Source organism: Barnesiella sp. An55, from assembly GCF_002161555.1.
In the GTDB taxonomy this organism is placed as follows: domain Bacteria; phylum Bacteroidota; class Bacteroidia; order Bacteroidales; family Barnesiellaceae; genus Barnesiella; species Barnesiella merdipullorum.
The window spans coordinates 96,629-118,617 of record NZ_NFHZ01000008.1 but is presented as its reverse complement, the minus strand read 5'-3'; the positions used below and the strand labels follow the sequence as shown (position 1 = coordinate 118,617).

Below are 21,989 nucleotides of genomic sequence, written 5' to 3'. Positions count from 1 at the left end.
ATACATTTTATTTGTTAGTCTTTCAACAGTTTATAGACTGTCGTTTGTCCTTGCTCGGAGATTTTTACCAGATAAGTTCCTTTGGCCAACTGAGCAATATCCAAAGTCGAAACCTTACCGGTCAATCTTTGTTGCATCATACACTGTCCGTTGATGGAAAATATCTCTATTTCTCCTTCGTTCGCAGCCAGGTGCACATTGATTAAATCTTTGGTCGGGTTAGGGTAAATATAACTCTGTTCAGCAACCGGCGCCTGCACACCCGTGCTCCCCTTGCTTATGCTATAAACCAAGGTCTGGTCGTTGAACCGTATCGTATAATTGCCGGCAGTCTCAATGGTAAATTTGAGATTGGGCTTACCGCCTGTGGTTTCGACGGCCGTACCACTCAAGCCTTCGACTCCACCCCAGTCCATATCGCTCCAGTTATTGGTATTGGCAAATTTCAATTCCCACTCTCCGGCCGGGATATTCACTTCGGTTACTTCCCATTGGTTATCGGCCACCAGTTCCATATAACCGGCACCCAGAGTCCAATTGTTGTAAGTACCAGCTACGTAAATCTCCTTTTGCACAGAATCGTATGTGCGAACAACTGCATATTGCAGGGTGTGGGGATTAAATGTAATGTAATAGTTTCCACTCGTCTCAATGGTAAACTTGATATTCTTGCAATTCACGTCAGGGCCCTTCACGGCAGTACCCGTCAGGCCGTTGTTCCCGTCGGGTGCACCCCAATCGGTATCGCTCCAGTTGTCGGTATTGGCAAACTTCATTTCATAGGTACCGGCCTCGAAATAGAGGCGGTCGCTCGTGAGTGTTCCGTCTTCCGAGGGATCTTTGAGCATGAGCCGCTTGTCTTCGTCGCCATTGAACCAGTTGGTAAAGGTACCGGCAATAAAGTAGGTACCGATCTTGCTCAAATCGAGCGACTCGGAAACATCGGCTACTTTCGGTACCCGAATCGTATTGCCGCTTGTCCAGTCGGAGTATTGAGTCTGCTCGCCACCGACAACGGCTACCCGGAAATAGCGGGCCGGACGTTCAAAGTTACCCTCGGTTTGCGTAATGCTTACCGACAGTGAATCGGCATTATACTCCGTACAAGCGAATTGCAACAATGCGTAGTCGCCGTTCCGATATTCAAAGCCTTCACCTTCGTCGTCATAGAGAGAGCCTTCAGCCTGACCGTTATCAAGCGGATTTACATACAGGGTAATGGAGTCGCAAGTATATTCGGCCGTGCTCTGAATATCGTGACCCAGATAAGGAAGAATGGCTCCCGAGCGAAGCGCTACGACAGCTTGATAACCATCGTCTTCGGCCTCCAGTTTCAACTCGTCCCAGTCGCCACCGGGCAAAGTGGGATTGACTGCCCAACGCGGAATAACGAGCAGATCACTGCCCAACAGGAAGGCTTGTTGCTCTGTGCGTAAGCTTTCGTCGGTCACGTCGGCAAAAAACAAAGAACGCATGACAGGCATGCCTGTTTGTGACGATTCGCGGAACAAGGTGTAGAAATAGGGCAACAGATGATAACGACGGTTAACCGCGTTACGAGCAACCTTCTCTATCTTCGCGCCAAAAGCCCAGGGCTCTTGTGCGTGTTCCGACGTGTGATTGCGCGAGAAGGGATAATAGGGAGCCAGAGCAAACCAGTGGCCCATCAGGTCGGCATTACCGATACGGCCGTATCCACCTACGTCGGGCCCGCCAAAGGGTTGTCCCGAGAGTCCGAGGTTGAGCAATACGGGAATCGTCAATTTCAAATGTTTCCAGGTGTCGAGGTTGTCACCTGTCCATGTAGCGCAATAGCGTTGGGCTCCCAGATGGTTGGCTCGAGAGAGGAGGAAGGGGCGCTTGTCGGGACGACTCTGCGTGAGTCCCTCGTAAGAGGCTTTTGTCATCAACGACCCATACAGATTGTGGTAACGCATGTGAGGCCCGGCAGCCAAATCGCCACCACCCCGATGCCAATTGGTCGTGAGCATGGTCCACTCGGGAGTATTGAACACACCCGGTTCATTCATGTCGTTCCAAGCACCGTCCATATTGTTTTCCTTGTAGAACTCGCCATAGAGGCCGGCCCACCATTCGCGGGTCTCGGGCCGCGTGAAGTCGGGGAACTTGCACATGCCCGGCCATACTTCACCCTCGTAATCGGTTACCTTGTCTTCGGTTTTCACCCAGTGATCACCCTCCTGACCTTGCTGATAAACGAAATAGCTGTCCTCGATCTTCACTCCCGGGTCGGTAATGTAACCGGCCTTGAAATTTCTACTGTGAAGCGAGTCGTTCATGGCTATTGGATTGGGGACTCCGGTAGCCGAGAAGTAATCGGAATCGTCGTATGTGAAGATACGTTTCCCATCCATATAGTCAATGTCGAACCAGATTACGTCGCACGGATGATGACGACGACGCATCTCGCTGGTAATCCACAGGACATCGGCCGGTTTGTACGAAGGGTTGTAGCGCGACTGATGGTAACCGATAGCCCACAACGGAGGCAGATTGATGGTTCCCGTCAGCTCGCCCAAAGCCTGCATCATCTCGGCCGGAGAATTCCGTTCGATAACGATAACCCGGAATGAGGGGCCTTCGCTGGTGATTTTCATCGGGTTTGTCAAGTTAATTTCCGAGCGCCAACTGTTATCGGCAATGATACCGAAGGTCTTGCCATCGGGACGTACACCCATGATCCAGGGGTGTGACTGATAGAGACCTTCTTTATAATAGCCATAGTTATCGTTGTTCCACAGGGGGATATCATAGCCGTTACGACGTAAGTCTCCGTTCACAAGACCCGTTCCATACAGATCGACATCGTCGCTGTAGGCAATCTCTACCAGGGTCTTCCCATTATCGTCGGTTTTGAATACCGGACGTATGGCCCAGTCGTCGGGCAGATCGCCCTGCCGGGTCAACTCTTTCTGTATGGCAAACGAGGCCAATGTTTGTGTCGAATCAAAGTCGGCCGGATAGAAAACCGCCATTCGATCGCCACTCAAAAATTCTTCTTGAGCATGCACGCCAATGGAGGCACACAGCATCAACGCGAGCAGCAATTTGTACTTCATAAAAAACAATATTTCAAAATAAGCAATCTATAGTCTTTTCATTGCGGAAGAGTCGGCCGGGCAGAGGTGGATACCCCTCCCAGCCCACTCTCGACCTTTCAATATTCCACTACAATCATATCCCAGTACTTGAGAGCCGGGAGTGTCGTGGTTATCTTTCCACCGGCATACTCATACTCGAGCGGTATGGCTACACCGTCTTTTACATCGGGCGAAGCCACCCACACGGCTTTGGGATTTTGTTTCACGGCAAAGCTTATTGAGAGAGACTCGAGCAAATCGGGCTCACCCTGGTCGGCGTTGGTATCGCACCAGTCGAGGTGAGTGGCATTGCGATAACTCAGCAGGTGTATCACGTCACGATTGTCGAAGCGTTTGCCCACCGTAGCCACCTGTCCTCTCACAGGCCCCCACTGATTGAACACAACCTCACCGGTAGTCGAGGTTACATCGATACCATACCATTCGCCACCGTCGCGCAACAAGTTTTGGTAGGCGGTGAGGAAGTCGTAGTAGTGGATGAGCGCAATCTTCAACTCACCCCGCATGGAGAGGTTGTTGTTGGGGAAATACTCGTTGCAGAGCAGATGTTCGCCCAGTTGCAGGATGGAACCTCCCCAGGCAAAAGCGGCAGCACTACCCATGAGGATACCGGGCGTATTGAAATAACTGCGCCCCTGGCGTCCGTGCTCATAGTTCATATAGGCAGCCAAGACCGTCTTTTTGCCATTGGACCACTTGTCATTGTTGGTGATGATATCCGAGAAGATGGTATAGCCGCGGTCGTCGTTGTGATCCCACACCTCGGTGTAGAGGAAATCGACCGGGGCCTTCGAAATCTGATACTCCTGGCCATATTGTCCTACCGCATTCATCACAAGTGACTTGTCGGGGTTGGCCTCTTTCATGCTCTCGATAAAATGTTTGAAGGTCTGATCGAGATAAACGCGGTTCCCATAATAATCGTAGGTTTCGCCCCGATCGCCCAGCTGGTCTATCTGGTAGCCGTCGAAATCGAATACGGCATAGACATCGCTGTTCTGCTGGGAGATATAGTCGATCCAGGCCTCATTGCCCGAGTTGACAATATAGATACTGCTCTTGAAGGGTGAGCCCAACTCGTGACAATCTTTAAGCACATGGTTGGCATCCTTGAAGAGATACCACTCTTCCTGCACGCCATCTTCGGCAGCATCGGAGAGGGCTCCGTAGGCCAGGTTGTAGAAGAGGGTTTTCATGCCATACTGGTGCGATTTTTCAATATAGCTATCGACTGTCTTTTTGTAACAATCGCGATTGATGATATCGGTCCACACATCCATGGGGGCCGACGGTGTGCCGGCCAAAGGTTTGTGGTGCTTGTAGTGCCAGTCCTGGAACTGTACATAGTTGATGTGATGACGGTTCAGATTGGACATTACATCGGATATATCCTGATCGGTCATGTTGCCATAGGCCGAGAGGAAGCCGTTGCGCGGGAAACGCTCGGGCGACGAAGATACATCGACGGCAATGGTGCCATAGACGGTCTCCTCACCGTTGGCGTCCTTGCTGTAGAGATCGACCAGATAGCCCTGATAGTCGGTGGCCGGCGGCTGCCAGCTCCAGTTGCAGCTCCCCAGAGGAGCCTCTTCGATAGTAGTGCCCAGGTGACGGTAGCGCACCATCACATTCGAGGCTCCTTGTATAGGCTTGTTGAGGGTAAAATTCACCACATCGCCAGGGGCATAGCAAGCCTTGTCGGTATTGAGTTGCACCTCCATGTAACCATCGCCATAGGTGATGGGATTGTTCTCTACGTCAAAATGGTTGCAAGCCGAAATTGACAGAAGAACCGATACGGAGAGGCTGGCCAAAAATAGCTTCTTAATCATATCTTATCAACTTTATAATTTTACAAATGAGATGGTTTCGTTTTCTACATCGATGGTGATGCGGTAATTCCCGGCTTCACTGATAATCCACTTGTTGTCGGGTTGGTTGCCGATTACGTAGGATCCGTTCTCCGAGATGGGACAGTTGGCTTGCGGTGCCAAAATGAAATCGCCGCCAAAACTGTGGTCGATCTCGAGCGGGAACTTCAGCTCGCCTTCCGACAAATAGCCCTCGTAGGTAAATACATTGGGGTTGGACGAGTCGCGCTGCATCTCGGTGATGTTGTCCCACGACCAACCACCGGGGGCAGCATCGCCCATGATCCAAATATGTTCATATCCTACATAGTTACCTATCTCCAGGCGGTTGTTTCGCAAGTCGAGTTTAACACTATACTTGTTGGCTGCCGGTATATTCCACTGCTTGCTGGCTGCACCTATATCGTCGATCAGAACAATGCTGGTAGTACCCAGTCCATTGTTATCGAGAGGCTGATAACCAGCGCATCCCGTAGTAGCTGTCGTACTCGAAATGAGCATATTGCCAGCCGACAGGGCTCCGTTATAGGTAAAAATGAAGGAGTCGTCGCTCGACTGCTCGAGCTTGATGGCCGTGGGGGCAGCCTCGCCTACCAGATAGAGAGTCGTGAAGGGTACCTCGCCATCGAGGTTGGTAAAGCTCACGGTCAACAGGTCGAGATTCACATCGATCAAATAGTTCCCGGCCTCCTCGATTACCCATTTGTTATCGGGATAATCCTCCTCCTTTTCACGGAAGTGCATCTTGGTGGGATCGTCGTTGTCGCGCACATAACAGGGATACCAGTCGCCCAACTGTGCGTTGAACTTGATTTCGCCCTTCTTCAGCATACCTTGCCAGGTGAAATGAGCAATATTGTCGTAGTCGCTCGACATAATCGTAGCCAACTGATTGTCCCACCCGTTGGGAGTAGCGTCGCCGATAATATAGAGATTGAGTACCCGCCATTTATAGGGAGCGATTCTTATCTCTTTTACCGGTGATACTTGTGTGGGGACAGAAGGGTCCGAGACGGTCGCCGTCACCCGCATCTCAAAATCGGTGTATTGCTCGAGGGGAATCGTGGGGAAATAATGGAGCAAGGTATCGGTGAGTTCCTTGTTGGTAAAGGAGATCACCCGCGAATCGGTCTTACCGATATTGTATTTAATACCGTTCTCAAAATTGTTTCCCTTCACATCCATTTCAAAGAAATACGATATAGCAGCACCTGTTCCTTGGTTGGTTCCACTGGTCCAGGTAATTTGCAGAGCCTCCTGGGCATCGGCGCGCTGATCGCACCGCACCGAGTCGGCCGAGAGATTTACCACAAGGGGGGTCTGTCCCTTGTCGAGTACTATCTCTTCCTCGCACCCGGTCATACCGACTGTGGCGAGTAACATCATACCTATTATTGTTTTTGCTTTCATTGTTTTTCAGACTCTTTGATTAGTAACCCGGATTTTGCGTTAACTTCGGATTGGCCTCAATCTCCTGCTGAGGAATCGGGAGCAGCAAATGTTTGGTGCTGGCCGAGGTCTTACCTATCGAATGGAGGAAATTAAGAGCGTAATTGTCCTTGTACCGAATCATGTCGAACCAGCGTTGTCCTTCGAAGGCGAGTTCAATGCGACGTTCGTGAATAATCTTTTCGCGCATCTGCGCCTGAGTGAGGCCCTCGATGGTGCTTCGATCGGTAAGGCCGGCACGTTTGCGCACTTCATAGAGCGGATCTTCGGCCTGCACAGTGCGGCCCAGTTCGTTCAGAGCCTCGGCCTTGAGCAAGAGGATATCGGCATATCGGGTAACCACCCAGTCGGCATCGCTCGTGTTATAGTCGGGCGACTGTGCCTTGGTGAGCAAGAACTTGCGTACATTGTAACCCGTAGTAGAATAGGACGAGCTGTATTGTTTGCCGTCGAAGGTGGGGCATCCCATGTAGAAGATGGTCTTGTCTTTGCGCAGGTCGCCCTCTTCATACTGACTCACAAACTCGGAGGTGGGCTGGTTCCAACCATAGCAGCCGGCGGCCATGTCGGAGTTGCGGGGTCCCATGAACGTGCTGGTCCACGAGCACTGATTCTCGTTGCTCCAGAAATCGTAGTTGGTCTTGCCATAATACTGTACCTCGAAAATAGACTCCACACCGTTCTTCTTGTCGGGGTTGAAGTTGTCGGAATAGTCGCTGGCCAACTCGTAGCCCATCGAGCCAATCTCGTCGCACATGCGCACTACCTCTTCATACTTGTCGTTACTGGGCTCATAGGTCATATAGACTCTGATGAGTTCGGCCATGGCAGCCTCGCGGGTAGCCCGCCCCAAATCGGTAGTCGAGTACTCCGATTTTTTGGGGAGCAGAGAGATGGCATTTTGAAGATCCGACGTAATGAGCTCGTAAATCTTGCTTACCGGTGCCCGCTCTACCAGCAGATTGCTCTCGGAGGTTTGCGGGGTGACTATATAGGGCACTCCGCCAAAAAGGCGCACCAAAATAAAGTAATAATGAGCTCTCAGGAAATAGGCCTCGCCCAGACAGCGATTCTTGAGATTCTGGTCTATATCCATGCCGGGGACATTCTGCAACACAAAATTGCACCGCAGAATACCGGGCGAAGGGCCACGCCACAGGTCGAGAGCGGCAAAGTTGTCGGCCGTAGCAATGAAGTTGGCAAGATCGACCGTCTCGATACCGTCGGTTCCACCACCGGCACCTACTACACTGTTGCCGGCCATGATGTCGAGTGTCCAAATGCGCATATTATAGAGCTTGGCCCATTGCAGGGGCTGGTAGGCCGCGTTGACAGCCGCCACGGCATCCTCGGCGGTTTGGAAACCCTCCGACGTATCGACCGAGTCCCACGGCTCGCGATCCAGAAAATCACTACAAGCGCTCAGCAGCATGGCGAGAGCGCCTAAAATCGATATGATATAAGTTGTTCGTTTCATCGGTGGTTATGGATTAAAAGGTTATGTTCAACCCGAAAGTGAAATTGCGAGTCACAGGATATACATTGTTGTCGTTGCCCGAACCGCTCACCTCGGGATCGAGTCCCGTGTAACGAGTAAGGGTAAAGAGGTTCTGTGCCGATACCGACAGGCGTACCTGTTGCATGGCGGCCTTCTTGGTCAAGCGACTGGGGAGCGTATAGCCCAGCGAGATATTCTTCAAACGCAGGTAACTGCCATCCTCGAGGAAACGGTCGGATACCCGGTTGTTCTTGTTGGGGTCGCCAAAGACGGCACGAGGCATGGTATTGCTCGTACCGGGGCCACGCCAGCGATCGAGCACGGTAATCATTTGGTTTTGAGCTACACTCATGGCTTCGAGCGAGGCCCGGTTGCCATTATAGATTTTGTTGCCGGCTACTCCCTGGAAGAAGATTTCCAAATCGAATCCCTTGTAGGACAACTGGTTGTTCATGGCAAAAGTCCACGACGGCGTGGGGCTGCCCAGGATGGTGCGGTCGTCGTCGTTGATGACACCATCGTTATTCAGGTCTTTGAAACGGATATCGCCCGGCTGCGTACTCGAGGTGGGATCGCTACCTACCGTCTGTATGGCGTGGTTATCGACCTCCTCCTGGGTCTGGAATATACCGTCGGTCACATAGCCATAGAAGGCGCTGACGGGATACCCTACCATATGCACGTTGTTGTCGAAATACATGGGCACGTCGCTGTTGAGACTTATCAATTCGTTGTGGTTGTACGACACGTTGGCCGTGGTTGTCCAAGTGAAGTCTCCTCCTCTGAAATTGAAAGAAGTGAGGGCCAACTCGATACCCATGTTACGCATCAAACCGGCATTGATTTGCGATACGTTCTCGTCGGAGTAACCCGAAGAGATGGGTACCGACATGGGCACCAGCATATCGTTGGTGTTCTTGATATAACCATCGAGGGTTACCATGAGGCGGCTGTCGAGCATCGAAGCATCGATTCCCACGTTGTATTGCTCTACCTCTTCCCAGCGAACATTGGGATTGGGCATCACCCACGGCGCCAGGCCCGACACCTGATTGCCGTTAAAGTTGTATTGCACGGTTTGCAGCACCGAGGCGTAGGCATAGTTGCCTACACTCGACTGGTTACCGGTGACACCATATCCGGCACGAATCTTCAAGTCGCTCAAGGCAAAGCTCTTCTTGAACCACTCTTCCTCGCTCATTCGCCAGGCCAGCGACAACGAGGGGAATACTCCCCAGCGGTTGGCTCTACTGAAGCGCGAGCTACCATCGGCACGCATGGTAGCGGTGGCAAGGTAACGATTGTCGTAGGTGTAGTTGATACGCCCCATGAACGACAAAAGGGCCCAATCGCTGCCGTTACCCGTGAGGGTGGGCTCCAGAATACCGTTGGCCAACTCTTGGGCCGAGTCGCTGATAAATCCTTGGATACTACCGCTCATGAACTCGTAGGTATTGGTCTGGGCCGAAGAACCTATCATGGCGGTCAAAGCATGCTTCTCGTTGAAAGTCTTGTTGAAAGTGAGCAGGTTGTCCCACAACCAGGTAAAGCTTTTGTTGTACTGGCGCGAAGCCTGCGACTCGGGTTGCTCGATAGGCTCCCAGTCGTATTTGGGAGTCCAGCTCTTGGAATCCCAAAAGAGGGCCTGGATACCGAAGGTGCTCTTGAAAGTGAGCCACTCCCACGGTTTTATCTCGGCATAGATATTGCCCAGCAGGTTGTAACCTTTGGTCGTCGAGGTATTCTCCATCATTTTACCTATGGGGTTGGCAATATCGCCCACATACATGGAGAGTCCCACGGGACCGGCCCAGGTTCCATCCTCGTTTTTGATAGCCTGGGTGGGCAACGCCTTCATCGTGTTCTGGATGTTGTATTCGCCCTGCGACTTGATGTCGTGGTTGAGCGAAAGGTTATGCCCCACCTTCAACCATTTGTAGAGCTCTACATCGGAGTTGAACTGGAGGGTAAACCGTTTATAATCGGTTGTCTTGATAATACCCTGCTGGTCGTAGTAGGTACCCGACACATAGTAGCGGCTCTTTTGAGTGCCGCCCGAATAGTTGGCCGAATAGGTCTGCGTGGGGGCATACTGGAAAAGTTCACCCATCCAGTCGGTACCCTCGCCCAGTTTGGTAGGATCGTTGAAAAGAGGATATTGAGGCTGACCAGCGGCACTCATCATCTCGTTGTGCAACGAGGCAAACTGCGTGGCGTTGAGCAGCGGCAGCGTGCGCTGCAACTGGTCAAAGCCATAAGATACTTTCACATTCAGGTTGTTGCGCTCCTGTGAACCTTTCTTTGTGGTGATGATAATCACTCCATAGGCACCCCGCGAACCATAAATGGCCGTGGCCGAAGCATCTTTGAGAATATCAACGCTCTCCACATCGTCCATGTTGATCATATTTAAAGGTACATCGGTGGGGACACCGTCGATAACCAGAAGGGGATCGCTGTTGTTGATAGAGCCTATACCCCTGATTTTCATACTTACGTTGCTACCCGGAGCACCGCTCGAGACAACTTGTAAACCAGGAGCTCGTCCTTGTAAGGCGGCACCAAGGCTCGGCGATGGCTGGCGGGCCAAATCTTTGGATGAGACTTGCGAAATTGCACCTGTCAAGTCGCTCTTCTTTTGAATACCATACCCGATGACCACAATCTCATCGAGCATTTCGTTATTTTCGTGCATGACGATTTGCATCACACTCTGCCCGTTGACGGGAACATCCTGTGCCACATAGCCTACATAACTGAGGTGCAACACGGGATGAGCCGTGTTGAGATTGAGACTGAAGTGCCCGTCAATATCGGTTACGGTACGGTTCGAACCTCCCTTCTCCGACACATTGACCCCGATAAGCGGCTCTTGATTTACATCGAGAACAACGCCCTCGACCTTACTCTGAGCCCATGCGGCAAGCGGCAATAAGCATAAGAGGATTGTACAGAATACGATCCTGCCAAAATGGTTGTTTTTCATCTATAATTTTTCTTTAGGGGGAAAAGTAAAAAAGGGAGGTTGCCACACACGCCGAGCAGCCTCCCCATAAAACAATTTATCGAACTGCTATTTTATGTGTCGTACGGCCTTGGGCGGTTTCAATAACAAGTACATAAACGCCAGCATTGAGACCATCGTAGGGCAGCAGCGTGTCGTTGACCGATGCAACTTTTCGGCCACTGATATCATAGAGAGCCATGGCACGAGCCTCGTCACACACGATTCCATAAGACTCCTGTACCCAATCGACTACCTTGGCCTCGTCGATGCCGGTCGAGGGACCTTCGTTTTTATCGACATTCAAGGTCATTGCCTTCAGGTCAAGAATGAGAGTATAGTTACCTACCTGGTCAGAGAGAACATTGAATTTGTTATCTACATCACTACTCAACATGATCACATTCAAGATACCCTCCTGCAAAGGAGTCATATTGCTCTCAGCACCATAAGCAACGGCACCGAAGTTATCGCCGGCAAAGAATTTCAGTTCTCCCTCTGCCAAATCGCCGGTCCAAGAATATACGCCCTCTTCGTCATTGCTTACCAGCACCTTATTATTGTCAAATACCCAACCACCAACAGCAGGTCCTACCAACCACAATTGCTCGGGATAGGAGTCTTGCGGTTCAGAGATGATCATTTTCAAGTTCTTGGTATCGACAGTCACATCGTACAGACCCTCGATGCCTACTATAAATTTCCAATCCTCGTCGCCGCTGGTGGTATATTTCAAGTCATACTCGCCGGTTGCATCGACAGGCGTATTTGCTGCCGTAGCCACATACATGCGATTGTTCCACTTCTGCATCACCATAAATTTCAACTCGGCACCCTCATCGGCTGTATTGAGATAGAGCGAACCTTGGTAGATGCCTGAGTCGAAAGCCGTCTCACGCAAGGCGATGGAGTTCTCGATAGCCCATCCGGCATTGGTTGCCGAACCCACGGCATAAACAGCCTCGGGGTTAGTGGCCCACTGGTCAGGCTGATCGGTACCATCGCTCACCTCGACAACCGGAGTCTCGCCCGTGAGATCGACTCTGAATTTATACCGTCCGGCAGCCGTAACCTTAAACGATTTGTCGGGAGAGGTATAATCGCTTCGAAATTCCAACTCATGCGAACCGGTCGTCAAGTCCAAATAAGTTTCATTGAGATTATCACCCACAACCGTAGTAGCCATGGCAGGACCATAGCCCGGAGCAAAATCATAGGTAGTCACAAAACGCATACGGCCTTCGGTAAAATCGCCGGTGTATTCATACACACCCTCTTCAACCGTTACCATACGAACGACATCATCACTATTCCACTGTGCAGGAGTGGCATCACCTATTACATATAATGAGGTGGGATAATTATCGGCTGCTACCGTAGCCGAACACAGGGCAAGCGCCCAGAAAAGTAATCTGCTTTTCATGCTATTTAATTAAATGGGTTAATAATTTATCATGAGAGAATAGTTCTCTGTTTCTGATTTTGTTACAAAAATATAGGGGTTGTTTGGCCTTGTCAATTCGATGTAGCAAAAAAGTAGGGTTTTATTAAACTTAAATATCTTATTATTAATAAACTAACAATTCAAAAACCACCCACAAAAGTAGCTATTTTAATAGCATTTACAAACTCCAAAATTAGGAATTTTACAAATGTTTTTTATCTTTGCTTCACCTTTTTCTCATTTTCTTACGCTGACACACATAAGTAAACGACCAATTCTAAATTTATATTCCATGACTCTCTTTCATCGACCGACCTCTCTATTGATAACCGTAGTAATGATTCTGCTATCGGGCCATAGCCCCATAGGGGCCACCAATCCAAGTTCGGCGCCGTCACCACTCACGGTCGAGGCAACCCTCGATTCGCTCGACCACCTGATCAATGAGCGCTATCGCTTCTCCCAGAAAAAAGAAAAAGAGATACAAAAGCTCAAACTCTCTCTTAAAGCCCGACAGACAGCCGAACAACAATTTCAGACTCTCGGGTATCTGATCGATGCCTATCGGGCATTCAGCATCGACTCGCAAACCGTGTATGTAAAACGTCAGATAGCCCTTGCCGACAATGTGAAGAATCACAACATGCAAGTTCAGGCCCGGCTCAACATGGTCGAGTGCCTCTACAACGCCGGTATGTATAAAGAGGCCGACGAACTGCTGATGAAGGTGGGACGCAACTCCCTGCCCGATTACATCCTACCCTATTACTATCATCTGAAACGTACACTCTACGGCTTGTTGGCCGACTATGCTCTGGAGCCCGAAATCCGCAACGGCTATAACAAACAGCTGAATCTCTACCGCGACTCCATCTTACAGACCAATTCCTCCAACACGTTTACATACAGCGTGGTCAAGGCAGATGAACTGACCGAGCGACATGATTATGCCGAAGCGTTGGAGATTTTGCGCAAAGCGCTCTATCAAGGTTCGCTCAACTCTCATGACCGGGGTATCGTCTATTACTGCATGGCCGAGGTCTTTGCTCAAACCCAGCAGAACGACAGTAGCAAAATCTACTATGCTCTCTCGGCGCAATGCGACCTGAAAGCGGCCGTGCGGGAATATGTGTCGCTGCACCGGCTGGCCGAACAACTGTTTCGCGAAGGTGATATCGAACGAGCCTACTCCTACATCAAATGTTCAGTAGAGGATGCCCGAGCCTGCAACGCCCGGGTACGAAGCCTCGAATTCATGCCGGTGTTCACCATCATTGAAGAGGTATATCAGGCTCAAATTCAAAAACAACGCAAGTTATCGATTACATTCACCTACATCACTTGTGCCTTTTGCATCATCCTGCTCATTACCTTTGTCATCCTGTTTTTCCAGAACCACAAACTCAATATCATTAAAGAGAAGCTCAACCAAACCAACCAACATCTACAAACGGTCAACGACTCGCTCACCGAGAGTAACCACGTCAAGGAAGAGTACTTGAGCCGCTACATGGACCATTGTGCCGTGTATATCGACAAAATGGACGACTACCGCCGTTCGCTCAACAAACTGGCATCGCTGGGTAAAATCGAAGAGCTCAACAAAAACCTGAAGTCACAGAATCTCATCACCAATGAACGCAAGATGTTCTATGCCGAGTTTGACCAATCGTTCCTGAAACTCTACCCCAACTTCGTCGAAAAATTCAACGAATTGCTGATCCCCGAGGCTCGCATCACCCCAAAACCCAACTCGCTCACCCCCGAGTTGCGCATCTATGCTCTGGTGCGCCTGGGCACAACCGACAGTGTCAAGATAGCCCGATTCCTCTGCTATTCGGTTTCGACCATCTACAACTATCGGGTAAAGATTCGAAACTCGGCCATCGGCTCTCGCGACGACTTCGAAGAGCGGGTCATGCACTTGTAACCCCCACGATATTCTTTTTATATACAAGACCTCTCTATCTGGACCTACTTTTGCACAAAAAACAATACGATAACAGCTATTTATGTAATCTTTATTGTTAAAGAAACAGTTTTCTTAACACATGAGATGCCATAAATTTGCTACATTTGCAGTTGATATGCTAACAAACTAAAAGCTATTTAACTTTTAGTCGTAACAAATTAAATTAATAATTCACTAAACGGTATATTTATGTCAAAAGTATTAAAAGAAGACGCCTTAAAATATCACAGCGAAGGCAAAGCCGGGAAGATAGAAGTCGTTCCCACCAAGCCATACAGCACGCAACGTGACCTCTCGCTGGCCTATACGCCGGGAGTGGCCGAACCCTGTCTCGAAATCGAAAAGAATCCCGACAAGGCCTATGAATACACGGCCAAAGGGAACCTGGTTGCCGTTATCTCCAACGGTACGGCCGTGCTGGGTCTGGGCGATATAGGAGCCTTGGCCGGGAAACCTGTGATGGAAGGCAAAGGTCTGCTGTTCAAGATATTTGCCGGTATCGACGTGTTCGATATCGAAATCAACGAGAAGGATCCCGACAAGTTTATCGAGGCAGTCAAAGCCATATCGCCTACCTTTGGCGGTATCAACCTCGAAGATATCAAGGCTCCCGAGTGTTTCGAAATCGAGACTCGCCTCAAGGAGGAGCTGAATATCCCCGTCATGCACGACGACCAGCATGGCACAGCCATCATCTCGGGAGCCGGACTGTTGAACGCCCTCGAGATACAGGGCAAGAAAATCGAAGAGGCCCGTCTCGTTGTGAACGGGGCCGGGGCTGCCGCCATTTCGTGTACCAAGCTCTACATGGGGCTGGGTATCAAACGCGAGAACATTGTCATGGTCGATAGCAAAGGAGTCATCCGGGCCGACCGTCCCAACCTGCCCCCCTCGAAACAGCAGTTTGCCACCGACCGCACCGATATCCACACCCTCGAGGATGCCATGCGAGGGGCCGATATCTTCCTGGGACTCTCGGTAGCCGATGTGCTCACCCCCGAGATGGTACAGTCGATGAACGAGCGACCCATTGTCTTTGCCCTGGCCAACCCCAATCCCGAGATTGCCTATGACAAAGCCATGGCTTCGCGCAACGACCTTATTTTCGCCACCGGCCGCTCGGACTATCCCAACCAGATAAACAACGTGCTGGGATTCCCCTACATCTTCCGCGGCGCCCTCGACGTGCGGGCCACAACCATCAACGAGGAGATGAAACGGGCCGCTACTTATGCCATTGCCAAACTGACCAAAGAGCCGGTGCCCGATGTGGTCAACTCGGCCTACGGGCTGAAACGAATCTCGTTCGGCCCCGAATACATCATACCCAAAGCGCTCGATCCCCGGTTGCTCACAGCCGTGGCTCCGGCCGTAGCCAAAGCCGCCATGGAATCGGGCGTGGCCCAACATCCCATTACCGACTGGGACGCCTACAACGACCGGCTGAAAAAACTCATGGGCTATGACAACAAGATGTTGCGCGAGTTTACCGAGATGGCCCGCAAGGATCCCAAACGGGTGGTATTTGCCGAGGCCAACCACGCCAACATGCTGCAGGCTGCAGCCACGGCCATGCGCGACGGAATATGCAAACCTATCTTGCTGGGCAACGACGAACTCATTGGCAAACTGGCTGCCTCGATCGGCGTCGATCTCACGGGCATGCAGATTATCAACCTGCGTCACCCCGACGAGGAGGACCGCCGTTGCCGCTATGCCCAGATGCTCACCGAGAAACGGCAACGCGAGGGCATGACCTATGCCGAGGCTCACGAGAAGATGTTCGACCGTAACTACTTCGGCATGATGATGGTCGAAGCCGGCGAGGCCGACGCCTTCATCACCGGCACCTACTCGAAGTATGCCGAGACGATACAGATTGCCAAAGAGGTGATAGGTATCCGCCCGGGCTACAAATACTTCGGTGCCATGCACATCATGAACACCAAGCGGGGTACCTATTTCATTGCCGACACGCTCATCAACCGCAAGCCTACGACCGAGACACTGGTCGATATTGCCAAGCTGGCCTACGATTCGGTGCGCTTCTTTGCCCAAGACCCGGTCATTGCCATGGTCTCCTACTCCAACTTCGGGTCGGACAACCTGGGCAGTCCGCAACGGGTACACGAAGCCATCAAGATTCTGCACGAGCAATATCCCGAGATGCTCATCGACGGCGAAATGCAGATGAATTTCGCACTCAACAACAAGCTGCGCGACAAGACCTATCCCTTCAACAAACTCAAAGGACGCGAGGTCAACACCATCGTATTCCCCAACCTGAGCTCGGCCAACTCGGCCTATAAACTGATGCTCGAGATGGGTGTAGCCGAGTCGATAGGCCCCATCCAGATGGGATTGAACAAGCCTATCCACTTTACCGATATTGCCAGCTCGACGCGCGATATCGTCAACCTCACCACGGTTGCCGTCATCGACGCCATTGTGCAAGAACGTCGCAACAAACAGTAGAAACAGGAGACAAAGTCGTATGTTATACCTTGCGCATTTCAGCCCTACGGGCGGTACCCGCAAAGCTGCAGAGATTATAGGCAGGGCCATAGACCCGCAAGCTACCGAGATAGATCTCTCGGCACGAACGCTGGAGAAACTACCCCATGACCTGGGGTTGAACGATGTGTTACTGGCCGCGGTACCCGTGTTCGGAGGGCGTGTCCCCGCCATTGCCCTCGAACGGCTCAGAGAGATTACCGGTCACGACACCCCGGCTATCCCGGTGGTTGTGTATGGCAACCGCGACTACGACGACGCCCTGCTCGAATTGAAAACGGCACTGGAGTCAAACGGGTTTCGCTCGATAGCCGGCATCGCCTGTATTGCCGAACACTCCATCATGCACGTCTATGCCACGGGGCGCCCCGATGTCTCGGACGAGGAGTGCCTGAAACGGTTTGCGGCACAAATCACGACCAAACTCGGCCAGATAAAGGGCGGGATAGCTGCCCCCATAACGGTAAAGGGAAATCCCGAATACAAGCCCTACAACGGTGTGCCCATCAAGCCACACGCTACTCGGGCCTGCAACCGCTGCGGCACCTGTGCCACCTTGTGCCCGGTGGGTGCCATTCCCCTGGATAATCCGCAAAAGACCGATACGAAAACGTGTATCTCGTGCATGAGATGCGTCTCTGTGTGTCCGCACCAGGCCCGCAAGGTGAGCAAGCTGATGGTGGCCCTCTCTACCCAGATGCTGAAGAAAGCCTGCCAGTCGCGCAAAGAGCCCGAGCTCTTTATCTAAGGAAGAGCTCAACCATCGTCAAAGAAGAGGGAGAAGAAGAAAACAGGATAGCCGTCCTACTGCCCCTCACACGATAAAAAGAGGATGGTCGGGTGTCGAGTGACGGGAAGAATAGTGAAATCCTTCGGCCGAAAAGGCCTCTAACTCTTGGGGAGTTGTGAGTTGGTTTTTCAAAATGAAACGACTCATGGCTCCCCTCATCATTTTGGCATAAACCACAATGGTTTTGAGGGTATCGCCCTTGCTCACCTTGAACTCGGGAGTCACTACCCGCACCTCGCGATTGAGGCGAACCCAGTCGATCGAGTGCTGTATCTCGCGGCTGGCCAGGTTCACCAAAATACCGCCGGCAGCCTGCACATCGGCAATAAGGCGGTCGGTAATGCGGGGCCTCCAATATTCGTCCATGGGAGTCCCTATCGAGGGTAACTCCACCTGATATTCCATGCGGTAGGGCTTGATGGCATCGAGCGGACGAGAGAGACCGTAACAGGCCGAAGCAATGCGCAGATGCGACTGAGCATATTCAAAGTCGGCATCCGTGAAATCGGCCGGCGAGAGGTAACGGAACACGATACCCGTGTAGGCCAGGAGAGCGGGAACAGCCACCGTATCGGGCGACAGAAAGTCGTGATAACGCTTGCGGGTCTGCACGGCCAAAGTGTGGTTCACACCCAGCATTCCGGCCAGTTCTTCGGCCGAATAGCCGGCCATCTCCCGGGCAATGCCAGTAGCCTCGTCGGCAAAAAGCGGAGGGGTGACTACCGGCACCTGTACTTTACTCTTTCCGGTCATGGTCTTGGCCGGCGACAACAAGATCAGCATACTGTTTTTCTGTGGGTTTAGTTGAAACGTTTCTGCAACTCGTCATACGAGATGACGACAAATACGGTTTTCCCCGCAGGGGTATAGGCCGGAGTCTTGAGCGAGAGCAGGTCATCGGCCATTGCCGACATCTCTTCCTTCGAGAGGGTCTGTCCCACCGGTACCGCCGCAGCCTCGGCCAACGTCCAGGCCATGCGCCGCTGCAACGAACTCTTGGCATCGTGCTCCTTCTCCGAGGCGGTAGCTATCATCTGCCCGATGAGGTCACAGGCATCGACCCCATCTACCCCGGCCGGAACGGCGTTGACCGAATAGCTGTTCTGCCCCATGTCGGCCAGGTCGAATCCCAAAGCCGTGAGCTCATTCCAAATCGACTTCAGCACGGCAGCCTGCGAGACGGTGAGTTGCATGATCTCGGGGAAGAGGATACGCTGCGAAGCCATCTCGCGCGACGAAATTCCCGCCATGAAACGCTCGAAAAGAATCACCCCGTGAGCCCGATGCTGGTCGATGACCATGAGGCCTTCGGCCGTGGGAAGAGTGATATAGCGCCCTTTTAACTGCAACACGGGACGTCCGCTCTGGTTCAACTTCGATTCAAACTCGGGAAAAGCTGCGGTATCGGCAGGCGCATTGTCCGAGAGTTTCGACACATACCCTTCCGAGAAATCGACTTTCGAGGCGACTACCTCATCACCATCGGGAGGCAACGGCTTCTCTTCGCGCGAGCTGTTGAAACTGCTGTACAGCTGCTGCCAGTCATACTGGGGCCGCTTGGCCGACGCACCGCCTCCCCCACCCGTGCGGAAGGGGTTGTACGAGGTATCGACCTGAACCGTAGGCGGTGCCACATGAGCCCCCGGTTTCGAGGTGGGAATCTCGGGGGCATCGTCCATATCGAAGTCGATGGTGGGTGCCGCGCTGTATTTGCCCAAAGCCTCCTTGACCGAGGCCGACAAAATCTGCCAGATGGGCTGTTCGTTCTCAAACTTGATCTCCGACTTGGTGGGGTGAATATTCACATCGATGGTCTCGGGAGCCACCGTGAGATTGATGAAATAGTTGGGCATCTCGCCCACCGGCACCAGATGCTCGTAGCAGATGGTCACCGCCTTGTGAAAGTAGGGATGGCGCATATAGCGGCCATTCACGAAGAAATATTGCAAAGCGCCCCGTTTGCGAGCCGACTCGGGCCGACCCACATAGCCCGATATCTTGACCAGCGAGGTCTCGGTATCAAGCGCGAGCAACTGCTGGTTAAGACTCTTCCCGAAAAGGGCCACAATGCGCTGGCGCAGGTTGGAGGCCGGCAGATTGAACAGCTCGGTATCGTTGTGCGTGAGGGTAAAAGCCACCTGCGTGTTGATGAGTGCCATGCGCTCAAACTCGCCCAGGATATTGCTCAGCTCCACCTGGTTCGATTTGAGAAACTTGCGGCGGGCCGGCACGTTGAAAAAGATATTTTTCACGGCAAAGTTACTGCCTACCGGGGTCGATATCGACTCCTGCCCTTCGCACTGCGAGGCCGACATGCGCACACAGGTACCCACCTCGTCCTCACTGCGACGGGTGCGCAACTCTACCTGTGCAATAGCGGCAATCGAAGCCAACGCCTCGCCACGGAAACCCATGGTGTGCAACGTAAACAGGTCGTCGGCCGAGCGAATCTTGGAGGTCGAGTGACGCTCAAAGGCCAGCCGGGCATCGGTAGGCGACATGCCTTTGCCATTGTCAATCAACTGGATAAGGGTGCGGCCAGCATCCTTCAGCACAATCTGAATGGTGGTTGCACCGGCATCGACCGAGTTCTCGACCAGCTCCTTGATGACCGAAGCCGGCCGTTGTATTACCTCGCCCGCTGCGATTTGATTGGCCACCGAGTCGGGCAACAAATGTATAATATCACTCATAATACCATCTCCATCTCATTAATGACTGAAGCGATGCTTCTTCTCCTCGACCGGTTCGATCTTCACCTCGGGCTTGCGGAAGATATCGTCGGGACTCACCGGCCTCAGCTCGTCGTACCACTTGTAGGCCGGCAGGTAAAGCTGCTCGGCTTTCACCTGCTCCATGGGCGTCATGCTGCCCTGGGGCTGTGGCCAGATGACAATCTTCTCCATCTTCTGGTCGCGCAGATACATGGTGAGGAATCCACTCTCGGCCTTGTTGAGGCCCGTGAGGGTCGAGTCGCGCTCCTGAGGATAGAATATTGTCTGGGCGTTTCCACTCACATCGACCTGCCGCAACTGCCCCTGTTCAAACCGGGCCAACAGTGTCTTGCCCGACACCTGATCGAAAAAGACCGAGTCTTTGTGCTGGGTGGCAAAGGCGGCAGCCGGGATGTAGGCCCAATCGACCGAACTGTCGTTCATGTGGATACGTATCGTGTCGCCGGTTATCTGGTAGTTCTCGTTCCAGATAATGGGCAGCTTGTACATGTGCAGCAGCGAATCGGCCGAGGTAAACTCCATCGAATCGCACACTCCCTGGGCATCGACCCTGTAGAAACGCACACCATGGTAGGCCTGCAACAGACGGGTGGAATCGGGCAGAATCAGGTGCGACTTGAGGGTATCGGCATGCAGATAGAGGGTGTCGCCCCGCGAATACTCAAGGGCCCGGGCCGAGTCGGTAGCAAACGAATACTCGGTGAGCTCGTTGTAGAAGCCATACTGTCCCTCCATGATGATGGAGCGAATCGAATCGGTGAGCACCATGTTGCCGAATACCTCGCCGAATCCCGAGCCCCGGTCGTAATAGATTGTGTCGCCCGTGAGGCTCTGCCCCTTCGAGGTGACCAGCGAACGCTTCAGCAGCATGGATTTATCGGTCTGGGTATTGTACCACCCCGAAGTGGAATAGATCGTGTTACTGTCCGAGACAATGGTCGAAGGCCCCACGATATCGGCTATCTTGGTCTGGGTATTGTACTCGAGGGTATCGGAATAGAGGGTATATTTCTCGTTGACCAGCTGCACGTCGAAGTTGAAGACCGACTGCTTCGTGTCGGGCGAGTATTGACCATAGACCGACGAAAGTTCGTTTTGCGAATCGACCAGTTTGCCACCGTCGAAATAATAGCCAATGTTGGGAATCATCTCGTAGTTGAGGCTGTCGGTAAAGAGGGTGACGTCGCGATTCTCCATGCGCACATTCTCGCGCAGACGGGCTATCTGCTCGTTGCCGTTGTAGTAAAGCACATCGCCATAGATAAAGAGAGTATCGCCCTGCTCCATGTGCACGTTACCAAAGGCGTCGAGCGAGTTGTCCTTCTCGTAGAAATAGGCGCTGTCGCAATACATGTACATGCTGTCCTTGCGAAAGACGACATTCCCCCGCAGCACCCGATAGTCGGCACTTTGCGCTTTATCGAAAATGAGCTCGTCGCTGTTAATCAGATAGACTTTGTTGGGGTCGTCCTTCCGGGGCACACTCCGCTGGGGAGTGGTCGTAGCCGCCCACATACCAACAGCAAGCAGGCATAAAACGCCTGCCAGCGTTTTATGCCTCTTACCACTATTGTTTCTATTTATACTTTT

12 protein-coding genes are annotated in these 21,989 nt (G+C 52.2%); 3 read left to right on the top strand and 9 right to left on the bottom strand.

Features of this window, described 5'->3' with window-relative positions:
- Positions 1-14: 14 nt before the first annotated feature.
- The 6 genes from B5G10_RS06680 to B5G10_RS06655 form a co-directional block, all read right to left on the bottom strand.
- A complete protein-coding gene (locus tag B5G10_RS06680) occupies positions 15-3,080 on the bottom strand; it encodes a TIM-barrel domain-containing protein (protein WP_087423957.1) in 3,066 nt (1,021 codons plus the stop codon).
- 98 nt (positions 3,081-3,178) lie between these two features.
- The gene (locus tag B5G10_RS12700) at positions 3,179-4,954 is read right to left on the bottom strand and encodes a glycoside hydrolase family 66 protein (RefSeq protein WP_087423956.1); all 1,776 of its coding nucleotides are present in this window, start codon (positions 4,952-4,954) and stop codon (positions 3,179-3,181) included.
- Positions 4,955-4,966: 12 nt separating this feature from the next.
- Positions 4,967-6,379 (bottom strand): SusF/SusE family outer membrane protein, encoded by a 1,413-nt coding sequence (locus B5G10_RS06670; RefSeq protein ID WP_158098792.1) that lies wholly within the window; start codon positions 6,377-6,379, stop codon positions 4,967-4,969.
- Between the two features lie 43 nt (positions 6,380-6,422).
- On the bottom strand, positions 6,423-7,919 hold the full coding sequence (locus B5G10_RS06665) for a RagB/SusD family nutrient uptake outer membrane protein (protein ID WP_087423954.1): 1,497 nt from the start codon (positions 7,917-7,919) through the stop codon (positions 6,423-6,425).
- Between the two features lie 13 nt (positions 7,920-7,932).
- The gene (locus tag B5G10_RS06660; protein WP_087423953.1) at positions 7,933-10,926 is read right to left on the bottom strand and encodes a TonB-dependent receptor; all 2,994 of its coding nucleotides are present in this window, start codon (positions 10,924-10,926) and stop codon (positions 7,933-7,935) included.
- Positions 10,927-11,002: 76 nt separating this feature from the next.
- Positions 11,003-12,367, bottom strand: coding sequence for a SusF/SusE family outer membrane protein (locus B5G10_RS06655; protein ID WP_087423952.1), 1,365 nt, complete (start codon positions 12,365-12,367; stop codon positions 11,003-11,005).
- A gap of 313 nt (positions 12,368-12,680) precedes the next feature.
- Between B5G10_RS06655 and B5G10_RS06650 the strand changes: the two genes are divergently transcribed.
- The 3 genes from B5G10_RS06650 (at position 12,681) to B5G10_RS06640 (ending at position 17,622) form a co-directional block, all read left to right on the top strand.
- Positions 12,681-14,318, top strand: coding sequence for a DUF6377 domain-containing protein (locus B5G10_RS06650; protein ID WP_206396550.1), 1,638 nt, complete (start codon positions 12,681-12,683; stop codon positions 14,316-14,318).
- Positions 14,319-14,549: 231 nt separating this feature from the next.
- Positions 14,550-16,835 (top strand): NADP-dependent malic enzyme, encoded by a 2,286-nt coding sequence (locus tag B5G10_RS06645; RefSeq protein WP_087423950.1) that lies wholly within the window; start codon positions 14,550-14,552, stop codon positions 16,833-16,835.
- A 19-nt stretch (positions 16,836-16,854) separates the two neighbouring features.
- A complete protein-coding gene (locus tag B5G10_RS06640; protein ID WP_087423949.1) occupies positions 16,855-17,622 on the top strand; it encodes an EFR1 family ferrodoxin in 768 nt (255 codons plus the stop codon).
- Between the two features lie 66 nt (positions 17,623-17,688).
- Here the strand turns inward: B5G10_RS06640 and B5G10_RS06635 are convergent, their stop codons facing one another.
- Genes B5G10_RS06635 through B5G10_RS06625 form a run of 3 tightly spaced genes read right to left on the bottom strand, consistent with a single transcriptional unit; the run spans position 17,689 to position 21,914 of the window.
- Positions 17,689-18,447 carry a YaaA family protein gene (locus B5G10_RS06635; RefSeq protein WP_087423948.1) on the bottom strand — a complete coding sequence of 253 codons (759 nt, stop codon included), beginning with the start codon at positions 18,445-18,447 and terminating at the stop codon, positions 17,689-17,691.
- Between the two features lie 17 nt (positions 18,448-18,464).
- Positions 18,465-20,357: a DNA mismatch repair endonuclease MutL gene (mutL, locus tag B5G10_RS06630; protein WP_087423947.1), complete on the bottom strand. Its 1,893-nt coding sequence runs from the start codon at positions 20,355-20,357 to the stop codon at positions 18,465-18,467.
- Positions 20,358-20,375: 18 nt separating this feature from the next.
- Positions 20,376-21,914 (bottom strand): OstA-like protein, encoded by a 1,539-nt coding sequence (locus tag B5G10_RS06625; RefSeq protein WP_241147729.1) that lies wholly within the window; start codon positions 21,912-21,914, stop codon positions 20,376-20,378.
- Between the last annotated feature and the right edge of the window lie 75 nt (positions 21,915-21,989).